Origin of the sequence: Specibacter sp. NPDC078692 (assembly GCF_040686835.1) — a bacterium.
In the GTDB taxonomy this organism is placed as follows: domain Bacteria; phylum Actinomycetota; class Actinomycetes; order Actinomycetales; family Micrococcaceae; genus Specibacter.
In genome coordinates, this window is record NZ_JBFBLV010000032.1 from 16,170 (window position 1) to 29,169 (window position 13,000).

The 13,000-nt window shown below is 61.1% G+C and carries 11 protein-coding genes; 7 read left to right on the forward strand and 4 right to left on the reverse strand.

All coding sequences use genetic code 11. The features are described 5' to 3' along the window. Nucleotides 1–6 precede the first annotated feature (6 nt). The 3 genes from crcB to AB0O97_RS17210 are packed head-to-tail and all read right to left on the reverse strand — an operon-like array spanning nt 7 to nt 1,583. Nucleotides 7–384 carry a fluoride efflux transporter CrcB gene (gene crcB, locus AB0O97_RS17200; RefSeq protein ID WP_363884288.1) on the reverse strand — a complete coding sequence of 126 codons (378 nt, stop codon included), beginning with the start codon at nt 382–384 and terminating at the stop codon, nt 7–9. Further along, nucleotides 381–827, reverse strand: a complete 447-nt coding sequence (locus AB0O97_RS17205; RefSeq protein WP_363884289.1) for a CrcB family protein — start codon at nt 825–827, stop codon at nt 381–383. The genes crcB and AB0O97_RS17205 overlap by 4 nt, the downstream gene beginning before the upstream one ends. Continuing rightward, nucleotides 828–1,583 carry a hypothetical protein gene (locus AB0O97_RS17210; protein ID WP_363884291.1) on the reverse strand — a complete coding sequence of 252 codons (756 nt, stop codon included), beginning with the start codon at nt 1,581–1,583 and terminating at the stop codon, nt 828–830. 230 nt (nt 1,584–1,813) lie between these two features. On the opposite strand from AB0O97_RS17210, the gene gcvH reads away from it, so the two are divergent. From gcvH to AB0O97_RS17235, 5 genes are all read left to right on the forward strand, one after another. After that, entirely contained in the window at nt 1,814–2,203 is a 390-nt protein-coding gene (gene gcvH / locus AB0O97_RS17215; protein ID WP_363844372.1) for a glycine cleavage system protein GcvH, read from the forward strand. Nucleotides 2,204–2,346: 143 nt separating this feature from the next. After that, nucleotides 2,347–2,841, forward strand: coding sequence for an FHA domain-containing protein (locus AB0O97_RS17220; RefSeq protein ID WP_363884292.1), 495 nt, complete (start codon nt 2,347–2,349; stop codon nt 2,839–2,841). Nucleotides 2,842–2,848: 7 nt separating this feature from the next. Continuing rightward, nucleotides 2,849–3,616 carry a MerR family transcriptional regulator gene (locus tag AB0O97_RS17225; RefSeq protein WP_363884294.1) on the forward strand — a complete coding sequence of 256 codons (768 nt, stop codon included), beginning with the start codon at nt 2,849–2,851 and terminating at the stop codon, nt 3,614–3,616. Then, complete coding sequence (locus AB0O97_RS17230; RefSeq protein WP_363884296.1) at nt 3,613–4,122, forward strand: bifunctional nuclease family protein; 510 nt, start codon at nt 3,613–3,615, stop codon at nt 4,120–4,122. The genes AB0O97_RS17225 and AB0O97_RS17230 overlap by 4 nt, the downstream gene beginning before the upstream one ends. A gap of 287 nt (nt 4,123–4,409) precedes the next feature. Next, nucleotides 4,410–4,976 carry a MerR family transcriptional regulator gene (locus AB0O97_RS17235; protein ID WP_363844532.1) on the forward strand — a complete coding sequence of 189 codons (567 nt, stop codon included), beginning with the start codon at nt 4,410–4,412 and terminating at the stop codon, nt 4,974–4,976. A gap of 267 nt (nt 4,977–5,243) precedes the next feature. Here AB0O97_RS17235 and AB0O97_RS17240 read toward each other — a convergent pair whose 3' ends face one another. Beyond that, nucleotides 5,244–6,080 (reverse strand): ParA family protein, encoded by an 837-nt coding sequence (locus AB0O97_RS17240; protein ID WP_363844384.1) that lies wholly within the window; start codon nt 6,078–6,080, stop codon nt 5,244–5,246. 151 nt (nt 6,081–6,231) lie between these two features. On the opposite strand from AB0O97_RS17240, the gene gcvP reads away from it, so the two are divergent. Beyond that, nucleotides 6,232–9,078 carry an aminomethyl-transferring glycine dehydrogenase gene (gcvP, locus tag AB0O97_RS17245; RefSeq protein WP_363884298.1) on the forward strand — a complete coding sequence of 949 codons (2,847 nt, stop codon included), beginning with the start codon at nt 6,232–6,234 and terminating at the stop codon, nt 9,076–9,078. 385 nt (nt 9,079–9,463) lie between these two features. Then, the gene (locus AB0O97_RS17250) at nt 9,464–12,859 is read left to right on the forward strand and encodes a pyruvate carboxylase (protein ID WP_363884300.1); all 3,396 of its coding nucleotides are present in this window, start codon (nt 9,464–9,466) and stop codon (nt 12,857–12,859) included. The last annotated feature ends 141 nt before the right edge of the window (nt 12,860–13,000 follow it).

A 13,000-nucleotide genomic window follows, 5' to 3' on the forward strand; every position in this document is an offset into this window, starting at 1 on the left:
TACTTCCTAGAGTAGCGAGCCGCAGTAAAGCCCTAGCGCGGCGGCGCCCACACCCGACACCAGCGTGCCGAGCAGATTCAAAAATGATGCGGCAAAGCGGCGTTCCTTAAGCAACCTGACGGTGTCGTAACTGGTGGTGCTGAAGGTGGTGTAGCCGCCGAGGAACCCTGCACCTAGCAGTAGCATCCACGCAGGTGCTGCCAGCGCCCCGTTGAGCCAAGCTGTCAGCAGACCCAAGGCAAAGGAACCGCTGACGTTAATGGCAAACGTCACCCATGGAAAGCTCATGCGCATCCGATTGAGGATGGCGCTGTCAATAGCGAAACGGCTGGCGGCTCCCAACCCTCCACAGGCGGCCACGGCCCAAAAGAGGAGGACGTTCATGGGAGGCTTCCGGTTTGCAGCTGGGATCCATTCGCGCGGCCGGCACCCGCTGCCAGGCCCAACCACGACGCTACGGCACCGGCGGTGACGATGCCCAACCCCCACAAAACGGCCACCCATGGATCTCCGGTGCCGGCCATCAAGACCAAGCCCACCGCGAAAGTGCTGTAAGTGGTGAAGCCACCGCAGAAGCCAATGCCCAACAGGAGTCTCAATGTCTGCCCCAGCCGGGTGGTGTGGTGCACCAGACGGCGGTGAGCTAAGGCTCCATACAGCAGTCCTAAAAGGAACGCACCTGCCAGGTTGGCGAGAATCACCGCCCAAGGGAGGGATGCGTCGTCGGACGTTCCGTTCAATGGGGCCAAAGCTAAGCCCAGAGTTTCACGGCTGGCAACACCAAAGGTGCCACCCAAGGCTACGAGGACCATGCTGCGGGGGTTCATTTAGGCCATCGGCTGCGTAGGGTCTTCGGTAGACGGTGCGGGAATCGACGGTGTGGGCCCGGAACTAGCTGCGGGCTCTGACGACGGTGCTGGCGTTTTGGGGGCGTTCCGACGTGCCCGTGCAGCAGCCTTTTCGGCTTCCTTGGCGTACTCGCTAGCGGCGCGTTCCCGGGACTGCTGCTCCTTCTTGACAAGCTTTTCGGCGGCTTTGAGTTCACGGAGCTTCTTGCTGCGACGCAGCCACATCCTTCCCAAGACGATCAAGGCCACTGCGCACACCACGCCCACCAACATGAAGGCCTGGCTCCACGTACCAAACCAGTTGGCACTGTTGGCCCAGATATTGCGAGCATCCGCGGCTGAACCAGAATTGCCGTAGATGACACCCAAGGTCAGCAGGTTCGGGATCAGCAGGACCACGCCCAGAGCCAGCAGGAAGATCCGCACCCACTTGTTCAGTTTCCTGCGGTGCGCTTGCCAGGCGATCAGGACCGGGACAAAAGTAAACACGAACCCATAGAACATGCCCAGCGGGATGCTGTTGCCCAACTGGCCGCCTATCTGGTCCCTGATGGAGGTGGCCCACATCAAGGGCACCGTCACCGAGCCAATCAGATAACCAACAACGAGAACGACGGCGGTCACGGCACCAATGACGGTGCGCGAAAGCCAGGTGGGCATCTTTGCCTTGGCTCCTGCCACCGTTCCGGTGGTCTCGGGGCCGCCGTTGGTAGGGGGTGTCACAGATTCAGTCATAGTTGAATCATGTCAGATTTGCTGTCGATTTTTCGTAGCCATGGGCAGGAAAGTCAAGCAATATTGCTAGAATGTACCTTCGACTCGTCTTCGACTTGTCAAGTACGGTTACACACTAAAGACTGGTTGTGGTCAAAGGGCTAAAACAGCTGGCGGCCGTGTTCTACTTCGTTCTACATTAAACTTCACTTTCCTCGCATGGCAGCGATGAACCTTGAAAGGTGCGCCCAATGAGCAGCATTCCCGCAGACCTGTCCTACACGGCCGAGCACGAATGGGTTTCAGCCCCCTCCGCTGAAGGAGTGGTGCGCGTTGGCATCACCGATTTTGCGCAGGATGCACTGGGCGATGTTGTGTACGTGCAGATGCCAGAAGCCGGCACTGACGTCACCGCAGACACCGTTGTCGGTGAGGTCGAATCAACCAAGAGCGTCAGCGACATTTACGCACCGCTGACCGGATCAGTCTCGGCCCGCAACGAGGACCTAGACGCGGATCCGGCGCTCATTAACTCCGATCCCTACGGTGCCGGATGGCTGTTTGAAATCACCCTGAGCGATGCTTCCTCTTTCGGGACCCTGCTCAGTGCAGCGGACTACCAAGAAAAGGTAGGCTCGTAACTAGGAAACTTTGTACCGGGTCAGCTTCATCATTACGGGGCTGAAACCGGTAAATCAGGGCTTTCCCAGCAACAGCTCGTACGTTGTTAACACTTTGGGAGTTCACATGAGCTCTCAACAACTTTTTTCAAGGAGGAGTACCAATGGTTGACAGAGGTAACAACGCCGGGGTGAACGATCAGGCGGGCCTCCAGGATCAGCCCGGTGCACCAGATACCACTTCGATTCAGCTCCCTCCCGTTCAGGCGGGTCCTACCACGGTGCCAGTCTTAGCGGCCGATGAACAAAATGCGGTGAACTCCTTGCCCGCCGGTTCGGCGCTGCTCATTGCTCACGTCGGCCCGAACGCAGGCGCCCGGTTCCTGTTGGATAGCCAGGTCACCACGGCTGGACGGCATCCTGACGCTGACATCTTCTTGGACGATGTCACAGTCTCGCGCCGCCACGTGAACTTCATTAAGTTCGACGGCGGTTTTGAAGTTGTCGATTCCGGCAGCCTCAACGGGACCTACGTCAACGGGGACAGAGTAGATGCAGTTCGTCTGCGCACCGGCAACGAGGTGCAGATTGGCAAGTTCCGGCTGACGTACTACCTCAGTTCGAACACGGGTTCCGCCGATACCGCATCGGATTCCTAAGGGCACCATGGGAAGCCTGAATTCAGGTGCCGGGCGCCGGTTGGTGGACGTAGCGTCCACCAGCCGGCGTACCGGTGCCGCAGCTGTCTTGAACATCGGTGAAGTGCTGGCTTTGCTGTGCACTGATTTTCCCTCCGTGACAGCATCGAAGATTCGCTTTTATGAAGAAAAAGGCCTCATCACCCCGCAACGCACGCCGGCCGGGTACCGCCAATTCCGGGAGTCCGACGTCGAGCGTCTCAGGTTTGTCCTGGGGCTCCAACGCGACCATTATCTACCACTGAAGGTTATTCGCGAGTATCTGGAAGCTATTGACCAGGGACTGACACCGCAGAACCTGCCACCCGGTGTTTCTGTGGCTCCGCGCATGGTCTCCGATGAGTTGGCGCGAGAACTTAAGAGCAAGTCTCGCCGGCTAACGGCCGAGCAATTGCGCGTCGAGTCGGGGGCCAGTACTGAACTTCTCGAGACCATGCTCAGCTACGGTTTGGTGGAACAACGCGGCGGCACCTTTGATGACCACGCCGTCCGGATCGCCCAAGCCTGCACAGCCCTAGCCGCGCACGGGCTTGAGCCCAGGCATCTGCGTCCCTTCCAGGCAGCGGCAGAACGGGAGTTCGGGCTTGTGGAACGGGTGGTGGCTCCGCTGTCTTCCCGCAAGGACAGCACCTCAGCCGTGCGTGCAGCCGAGGCTGCCCGTGAAGTTGCCGAGCTCTGTCTGAACTTGCACAGTTCCTTGGTGCAGGCCCGGATTGCTGAGATGGAAACGCCATGATTGAAGTGGAAATTGTGGGAGTGCGGATCGAGATGCCTTCCAATCAGCCGCTAGTGTTGCTGCGTGAGCGCATTGGCTCGCGGCACATTCCCATCTGGATTGGAGCTGCAGAAGCAACCGCCATCGCGTTGGCCGAGCAGGGAGTGGTTCCGCCACGGCCACTGACCCACGATCTTTTGTGTGGGGTGGTGCTGGCCTTGGAGCACAGCATTGTGCGGGTGAACCTGACCAAGGTCGAAGACGGGGTTTTTCACGGTGAATTGGTTCTGGACAATGGCACTGTCGTGGGCTCGCGGGCCTCAGATGCCATCGCCATCGCCCAGCGGGCACAGTGCTCCATCTGGGCTGCCGAAAGCCTGATAGCTGAAGCTGGTGTTGAAATTGCCGATCACGACGGCGACGGCGAAGAGACAGACAGTGCCGCTTATAAGGAAGCCAAGGAACGTGAGGTTCGTCAATTCCGAGAATTCCTCAACGACGTTGAACCTGAGGATTTTGAGAAGTAATCCCCGAGTTTCAGGGCTTTTCCTGCGGGCCCTAAGGTTCAGGTTGAGGTCGAAACTTTCGACACGCTGAAATAGTTCTCTCGAGATCTTTGACCTTGCTCTCAGGTGGCTCTAACGTCAAGGTAATGAGTTCCCCATTGCAAGCCGTGGCTGGTACGGGCAGACTTGAGGTTAGGGCCCTAAGCGCCCGTGCCTTAGGTGCTGTGTGACCGCGGGCTTGCAGCCAACCATCCAGGGGACTGTGAAACAGGAGGATCCACGTGAGTGCCACCAGTGACGCCGGCGGGCTGACCGCAGCCACTGCCCCCAGCGCTGCCTTAAGTGCAGGGTCACAGGGTTTGCTCTTCACCGAAGATCTGCCCGTTCTAGACCAGGATGCCGGCTACCGTGGACCTACTGCCTGTAAGGCGGCGGGGATCACCTACCGTCAACTGGACTACTGGGCTCGCACGGGTTTGGTGGAGCCGGCCGTTCGCGGTGCCGCAGGCTCCGGATCCCAGCGTCTCTACGGATTCCGGGACATCTTGGTCCTGAAAGTCGTCAAGCGTCTCCTGGATACGGGAGTTTCCCTGCAGCAGATCCGCACGGCCGTGGAGCACCTGCGCGAACGTGGTGTGGAAGACCTCGCCCAGATTACGTTGATGAGTGACGGTGCCTCTGTGTACGAGTGCACCTCCGCGGATGAGGTCATTGATCTGGTCCAGGGCGGACAGGGCGTCTTCGGTATTGCTGTAGGCCGTGTGTGGCGCGAAGTAGAAGGCAGCTTGGCGGCCCTTCCCAGCGAACACGCTGCTGTGCAGTCCTACCCTGACGACGAACTCGGCAAGCGCCGGGCAGCGCGCAAAATTTCCTAGTTTTCTCCGTCGCGCCGCGATTGCAGGGCGCGTTATGGCCCCTTGTTGAAACGTATTTGTTGAAACTTGTGGGCCATTGTTGAAAAATGCCGTGGTTTGACGTAAATGCCACAGTTTGAACTGTGGCATTTACGTCAAACCATGGCATTTCTTGTTGTAGCGGGTTGGGGTGGCTGTAGCGGGTGTAGCGGGTTGGGGTGGGTGCAACGGGTGCAGTGCCTGCCAGTGTCTGCCAGTGCCTGCCTTGCGGGTCGTTGACGGTGCGCGTTAGCCCCTGTAGAGACGGCTGCGTGTAGCGCTCTGGGTCAACACTGAATCGAGCAGCCGGTCAAAGAGTGCCGAAGCGTTCTTGGCGGAGTCTCCAGGCCACTGGTGCACAGGATGAGCAGCACCTTGAATCTGCTGCCAGTTGGCCTGCTCAGGAATGGTGGGGGAGAGCAGTAAATCGCCAAACATGGTCTTCATCTCCGCCAAACGGTACGCATGCTCGTTCGAGCCGGAGCGGACCCGGTTAGCCACAATTCCTGCCGGTACAAGGGCCGGGGCAAATTCGGTGCGGAAAAGCTCTATCGCGCGGACGGTGCGCTGGGTGCCTGCCACGGAGAACAAACCAGGCTCAGCAACAAGCAGAACACGGGAGCTGGCCGTCCAGGCCATGCGCGTCAGACCGTTCAAGGACGGGGGACAGTCAATGAGGACCAGCTGATACGGGGCGCTGCCGTCACGGTCGGCATTCGCCAAGATCGTGGCCAGCCGGCGCAGATCCCGCTTGCCCAAGTCGGGACGGTCGTAAATACCACTGAAGGCAGAGCCCATGGCGACATCAAGCGTGGGGAGGGCCCCGCCGTCGTTCTTATGAGCGGCAAGCCACCCGCTGGGTACCACATTGGCACCCAGATCTGCTTTGCGGGCATTTTTAATCAGCTGGCCAATATCCAGCTGGCCGCGCGGGGCAACACCGAGCCCGGTGGTGGCGTCGGCATGTGGATCAAGGTCGATAACGAGGGTCGGGATGCCAGCAGCCAAGGCTGCCGAAGCCAGCCCGAGCGTGACTGAGGTCTTGCCGACGCCGCCCTTGAGGCTGCTGATACTGACTACTTGCACGGATTAACCATTACCCTTTGCGTTGCTTATTAAATCTTGTGTCGGTTGGTGGCGTTGACACATACAATAGCTGTGGAACGTTCGCGACTTGGAGAATCCATTGACAAACACCCCAGAAAATTTGCCCGCGCGCCCCAACACAAACAGTCTTGTGTCGGCCGACTTTAGCGAGCGCCACATTGGGGTTGCAGCGCAGCCCCACGTTCATCATATGTTGAGCACCCTTGGATTTTCTTCTTTGGAGGAGCTTTCGACAGCCGCGCTGCCAAAATCGATCTACAGCACCGAGCCTCTGAACCTCCAGGCGGCCGTCTCTGAAGAGGCCATGCTGGCGGAACTGAAGGCCTTGGCGGGGAAGAATACCGTCAATAAGTCCCTGATTGGTCAGGGTTATTACGGCACGCACACCCCCGGTGTCATTCAGCGCAACGTTTTGGAGAGCCCGGCCTGGTACACGGCGTACACCCCGTACCAGCCCGAAATTTCTCAGGGACGGCTCGAGGCGTTGCTGAATTTCCAAACCGTTGTGGCAGACCTCACAGGTATGGAGACCGCCAACGCATCGATGCTCGATGAGGGAACTGCCGCTGCTGAGGCCGTCGCGCTGATGCGTCGTACCAATAGAAGTGCCAGTAACGACGCCGTCCTGCTGGTTGACGCTGACATCTTCCCGCAGACCCTCGCCGTGATCATGACCCGGACCAAGGCCATGGGCATTCCCGTGCTTTCCCATAACTTCGACGACGAACTCCCTGACGTTGAGTTCTTTGGCGTGCTCCTGCAATACCCCGGCGATTCCGGGCTGATCCGGGATATTGCCCCCGTGATTGCCGCCGCCCATGCGAGGAAGGCCGTGGTGGCTGTGGCCGCCGACCTCCTGGCTCTGACCCTGCTGGAATCGCCCGGTGAGCTCGGCGCGGACCTGGCTGTGGGTACCTCGCAGCGCTTCGGCGTCCCCATGGGCTTCGGTGGTCCGCACGCCGGTTACATGGCGGTCCGCAAGGGACTTGAGCGTTCACTGCCAGGGCGTCTGGTGGGCGTGTCCTTGGACGCTGCCGGAAACCAGGCCTACCGCTTGGCGTTGCAGACCCGCGAACAGCACATCCGCCGCGAGAAGGCCACCTCCAACATTTGCACCGCGCAGGTACTGCTGGCGGTCATGGCTGGCATGTACGCCGTCTACCACGGCCCCGAAGGGCTGAAGCGAATTGCCACCCGTGTGCACGCCATGGCACTTGCCGTAGCCGAGACCGTCACGGCCGCCGGCCACACAGTGGTCCACGAAAACTACTTTGACACGGTCAAGGTGCAGGTGTCTGCCGGCAGCGGCCACGCCGCCGCCGAACTGGTTGCAGCGGCTCACCGCGCCGGATACCTGCTGCGTCAGATTGACCACGACCACCTGCAGATCGCCGTGGATGAGACCACCACCGAGGCCGACATCGCGGCGTTGGCCACCCTGTTCGGCACCGAGGCGCCGCAAGTGGCCAAGGGCGCGGCCGACGTCGAACTTCCCACCCCGGCACGGGCCACGGAGTTCATGAGCAACGCCGTGTTCCACACGCACAACTCCGAAACGCAGATGCTGCGCTACCTGCGCAAGCTTTCCGACGCCGATTACGCGCTGGACCGGGGCATGATCCCGCTGGGTTCGTGCACCATGAAGCTGAACGCCACGGCCGAGATGGCGGCCATTACGTGGCCCGAGTTCGCCAATCTGCACCCGTTCGCACCGGCCGCCGACACCGTGGGCATCGTGGAAATGGCCACGCAGCTCGAAGCCTGGCTGGCCGAAATTACCGGCTACGACGCCGTCTCCGTGCAGCCCAACGCTGGTTCACAGGGCGAGTTCGCCGGTCTCATGGCCATCCGCGCGCACCATGTGGAAAACGGCAACCCGCACCGCGACATCGTCTTGATCCCGACCTCGGCACACGGCACCAACGCCGCCTCCGCCGTCATGGCCGGGCTGAAGGTTGTCCCCGTCGCCACCGATGGCTTCGGCAACGTCGACATCGATGACCTCAAGCGGCAGATCTCCATCCACGAGAACAACCTGGCCGCGATTATGGTCACCTACCCGTCAACGCACGGCGTGTTTGAGACCGAGATCTCCAACATTTGCGCCATGATTCACGACGCCGGTGGGCAGGTTTATGTCGATGGCGCCAACTTGAACGCTCTGGTTGGCTTGGCTCAGCCGGGCAAGTTTGGTGCCGACGTTTCGCACCTGAACTTGCACAAGACGTTCTGCATCCCGCACGGCGGCGGTGGCCCCGGCGTGGGTCCTGTGGCTGTTGGCGCGCACCTGGCCAAGCACCTGCCGGCTCGCGAGCTCGAGGCGGGCACCTCGGTGGGTCTGGTCTCCAGCGCACCGTACGGTTCGGCGTCGATCCTGCCCATCTCCTGGGCCTACATTCGTCTCATGGGTCCGGAAGGGCTCCGGCAGGCCACGCAGACGGCCATTTTGTCGGCGAACTATATTGCCCGCCGACTCAGCGAGCACTATCCCGTGCTGTACACGGGCGCCCACGATCTGGTGGCGCACGAATGCATCCTAGACCTGCGCGGCATCACGGCGGACTCCGGCGTGAGTGTTGACGATGTGGCCAAGCGGCTGATCGATTACGGCTTCCACGCACCCACCATGTCCTTCCCTGTGCCTGGCACCCTGATGGTGGAGCCCACCGAATCCGAGGATCTGGGCGAGATTGACCGTTTCATCAACGCCATGATCTCCATCCGCAAGGAAATCGCTGCGGTGCAGGACGGACTGTGGCCCGCGGAAGACAACCCGCTGGTTAACGCCCCGCACACGGCGCAGAGCATCGCCCAAGACTGGGATCACCCTTACAGCCGAGAAGAAGCAGTCTTCCCGGCCGGGGTGGACCCGCGTGCCAAGTACTGGCCCGTGGTCCGGCGCGTGGATCAGGCGTATGGCGACCGCCACCTGGTGTGCTCCTGCCCCAGCATTGAGGAACTGGCAGAGGTGTTCTAGCCACCACTTGCCGCCCCGAGAAATCGCTGACGTGATTTCTCGGGCCGGCAAGCGTAGGCCCATTCGGGGCTTGTCACGCCGGAGTCAGGTGCTGGCTTTGTTACGAGGGGTGGCGTGACTTGCGCCACAGGATTTGCTGCTCATGGGCTTCCGGGGTAAAACTTGCACAACTTCGCTGATAGCGGGGCAATAGTTTTATCGGTAGTACTTTTACAAGATTTGAAAAAGAATTTCGGGACGCAGGCGCGGCGCCACCAGCTGGTGCTGGCCATAAATGTCCTCGAATCAGCGTCATCGCTTCAGCAGTGTTGAACAGTGTTGTTCATCGCTGGACTCAACAGTGTTGGAGCGCGTGCCCCAACCCCGTCATTCACACAGGAGTGAGATGTTTTCGAAGATTCTGGTTGCCAATCGCGGCGAAATCGCGATCCGTGCCTTTCGTGCCAGCTACGAGCTCGGTGCAAAGACCGTTGCGGTGTTCCCGCATGAGGACCGCACCTCCATCCACCGCCAAAAGGCCGACGAAGCGTATTTGATTGGTGAGGAAGGGCACCCCGTCCGGGCTTACTTGGACGTGGCCGAAGTGATTCGTGTTGCTAAGGAATCTGGCGCCGATGCCATTTACCCCGGCTACGGATTCCTGTCAGAAAATCCCGAATTGGCCAGCGCCGCACGCGACGCCGGAATCACCTTCGTGGGTCCGCCCGCCGAAGTTCTGGAACTGACCGGAAATAAGGTCCACGCCATTGACGCGGCCCGAAAGGCCGGCATTCCCGTCCTAGAATCCAGCGAACCCAGTGACGATCTGGACTACCTGCTCGGCGCAGCGGCGAAGATCGGTTTCCCCATCTTTGCCAAGGCTGTGGCCGGCGGCGGTGGCCGCGGCATGCGCCGCGTTGAAAAAGCTGAAGATCTCGAAGAAGCACTTAAGGCTGCCATGCGTGAGGCGGACGCCGCCTTCGGTGATGCCACCATGTTCCTGGAGCAGGCTGTTTTGCGCCCGCGCCACATCGAGGTTCAGATTCTGGCTGACAACGAGGGCAATGTCATCCACCTGTTCGAGCGCGACTGCTCGCTGCAGCGCCGCCACCAGAAGGTAGTGGAGATTGCTCCGGCCCCCAACCTGGACGAGAACATCCGCAAGGCCCTGCATGCCGATGCTGTGAAGTTTGCCAAGGCCATGGGCTATGTCAACGCCGGAACTGTGGAGTTCCTTGTTGACACAGTTGGTGAGCGCGCCGGTCAGCACGTGTTTATTGAAATGAACCCGCGCATCCAGGTTGAGCACACGGTGACCGAAGAAATCACCGACGTTGATCTGGTCCAGGCGCAGATGCGCATTGCGGCAGGTGAAACCCTGGCTGACTTGGGCCTGACTCAGGAAAACGTTCACGTCAAGGGTGCTGCGTTGCAGTGCCGTATCACCACGGAAGACCCTTCCAACGGTTTTCGCCCTGACGTGGGGACGATCACCACCTACCGTTCCGCAGGTGGCGCCGGTGTCAGACTCGACGGCGGCACCATTTACGCCGGCGCCGAGATCAGCCCGCACTTTGACTCCATGCTGGTCAAGCTCACCTGCCGTGGCCGCGATTACCAGACGGCGGTCTCCCGTGCCCGCCGCGCCCTGGCCGAGTTCCGTATCCGCGGCGTCTCTACCAACATCTCCTTCCTGCAGGCCGTTTTGGCTGACCCGGCCTTCAACGCAGGCGATGTGGCCACGTCCTTCATTGACGAGCGCCCCGAACTGCTGAACTCTCATGTCTCCAGCGACCGCGGAACCAAGCTCTTGACCTGGCTGGCTGATGTCACCGTCAACAAGCCAAATGGCGAACTCTCCGTTGTTGAGGACCCGGCACGCAAGCTGCCCGCCGTCGATCTGGCCGATGCACCCGCCGGCTCACGGCAGCAGCTGGCAGAGCTTGGCCCGGAAGGCTTCGCCGCAGCATTGCGTGCACAGACAGCCGTAGCCGTCACTGACACCACCTTCCGAGACGCGCACCAGTCGCTGCTGGCCACTCGCGTGCGCACCAGGGATTTGCTCGCAGCCGGTCCGGCAGTATCCGTGCTGACCCCGCAGCTGCTCTCCGTTGAGGCGTGGGGCGGGGCTACCTATGACGTCTCACTGCGCTTCCTGGGCGAGGACCCGTGGCAGCGTCTGGCCCAGCTGCGTGAAGCGCTGCCCAACGTCTGCCTGCAGATGCTGCTGCGTGGCCGCAACACGGTGGGTTACACGCCGTACCCGGCCGCAGTCACCGACGCGTTTGTGCAAGAGGCCGCCGCCAGCGGTATCGACATCTTCCGTATCTTTGACGCGCTGAACGATGTGGACCAGATGGAGCCGGCCATCAAGGCCGTGCGTGCCACCGGAACCGCCGTTGCCGAGGTTGCCCTCTGCTACACCGGCGATCTGCTGGACCCGGCCGAGGACATCTACACCCTCGATTACTACCTGGAACTGGCCCAGCGCATCGTTGATGCCGGCGCACACATCCTGGCCATCAAGGACATGGCTGGCGTACTCCGCCCGGCCGCCGCCGCCAAGTTGGTCACCGCGCTGCGTGAGCGCTTCGACTTGCCGGTACACCTGCACACGCACGACACCGCCGGTGGTCAGCTCGCCACCTTGATGGCTGCCATTAATGCAGGGGTCGACGCCGTTGACGTCGCCTCTGCCGCCCTGTCTGGCACCACCAGCCAGCCCAGCGCCTCTGCTCTGGTGGCTGCGTTGGCACACACCGAGCGTGACACCGGCATTGATCTGGCTGCCATCAGCTCGCTGGAACCGTACTGGGAGGCCGTGCGCCGCCTGTACGCACCCTTCGAGTCCGGTCTGGCAGCGCCCACAGGGCGCGTGTACACGCACGAGATCCCCGGCGGACAGCTCTCCAACCTGCGCCAGCAGGCCATTGCGCTGGGTCTGGGGGAGCGCTTTGAGGAAATCGAAGACATGTACACCGCCGCAGACGGGATCTTGGGGCACCTGGTCAAGGTCACGCCGTCGTCCAAGGTTGTGGGCGATCTTGCCCTGCACCTGGTGGGCATCAAGGCTGATCCGGCCGACTTTGAGGAAAACCCGCAGAACTACGACATCCCCGATTCGGTCGTGGGCTTCCTCGGTGGCGAGCTGGGCACCCCTCCCGGCGGCTGGCCCGAACCTTTCCGCACCAAGGCGCTGCAGGGTCGCACCGTGGTGGAACGCATGGGCACGCTCACGGACGAGGACAGCGCGCAACTCGCCGGCGACAGTGAAACCCGCCGTGCGGCACTGAACCGGTTGCTCTTTGCCGGTCCCACGAAGGACTTTGAAGGTGTCCGCAAGACGTACGGCGACGTCTCCGTCTTGGACACCCGTGATTACCTGTACGGCCTACGCCGCGGCGTGGAACACGTCATGCCGTTGGGCAAGGGTGTGCGCTTGATCGCCGAGCTTGAGACCATCTCCGAGGCCGATGAGAAGGGCATGCGCACCGTCGTAGCTAAGCTCAACGGTCAGAGCCGCCCGATCACGGTCCGCGACCGGAGCATCGAAAGCACCGTCAAGGCTGCTGAGAAGGCTGACGCGGCTGTGGCCGGTCAGATAGCAGCGCCGTTCGCCGGTGCAGTCTCCGTGACTGTTGCCGTGGGTGACGTGGTCGAAGCTGGCGCAACGGTTGCCACGATCGAGGCCATGAAGATGGAAGCCTCCATCACGACGCCGGTGGGTGGCACGGTCTCCCGCCTAGCTGTCTCCGGGGTTGCCCAGGTCCAGGGTGGAGACCTGCTGGTAGTTATTTCCTAGCTGAGACGGTTGCGCGGCTGCGCCGGCTCCCTCGCGGGGAGCCGGCGCAGCCGTTCCCATTTGGCTTAGTTTTAAAACCAAAACGCAGCTGATGCGATAAATCTTGAGGATTTATCGCATCAGCTGCAGTCTCAATTTTGT

Excerpts from the sequence above, each read along its gene's own strand:
- crcB (WP_363884288.1), bottom strand. The coding sequence starts at position 384 with ATGAACGTCCTCCTCTTTTGGGCCGTGGCCGCCTGTGGAGGGTTGGGA.
- AB0O97_RS17230 (WP_363884296.1), top strand. The coding sequence starts at position 3,613 with ATGATTGAAGTGGAAATTGTGGGAGTGCGGATCGAGATGCCTTCCAAT.
- AB0O97_RS17210 (WP_363884291.1), bottom strand. The coding sequence starts at position 1,583 with ATGACTGAATCTGTGACACCCCCTACCAACGGCGGCCCCGAGACCACC.
- AB0O97_RS17220 (WP_363884292.1), top strand. The coding sequence starts at position 2,347 with ATGGTTGACAGAGGTAACAACGCCGGGGTGAACGATCAGGCGGGCCTC.
- AB0O97_RS17225 (WP_363884294.1), top strand. The coding sequence starts at position 2,849 with ATGGGAAGCCTGAATTCAGGTGCCGGGCGCCGGTTGGTGGACGTAGCG.
- AB0O97_RS17205 (WP_363884289.1), bottom strand. The coding sequence starts at position 827 with ATGAACCCCCGCAGCATGGTCCTCGTAGCCTTGGGTGGCACCTTTGGT.
- AB0O97_RS17250 (WP_363884300.1), top strand. The coding sequence starts at position 9,464 with ATGTTTTCGAAGATTCTGGTTGCCAATCGCGGCGAAATCGCGATCCGT.
- gcvH (WP_363844372.1), top strand. The coding sequence starts at position 1,814 with ATGAGCAGCATTCCCGCAGACCTGTCCTACACGGCCGAGCACGAATGG.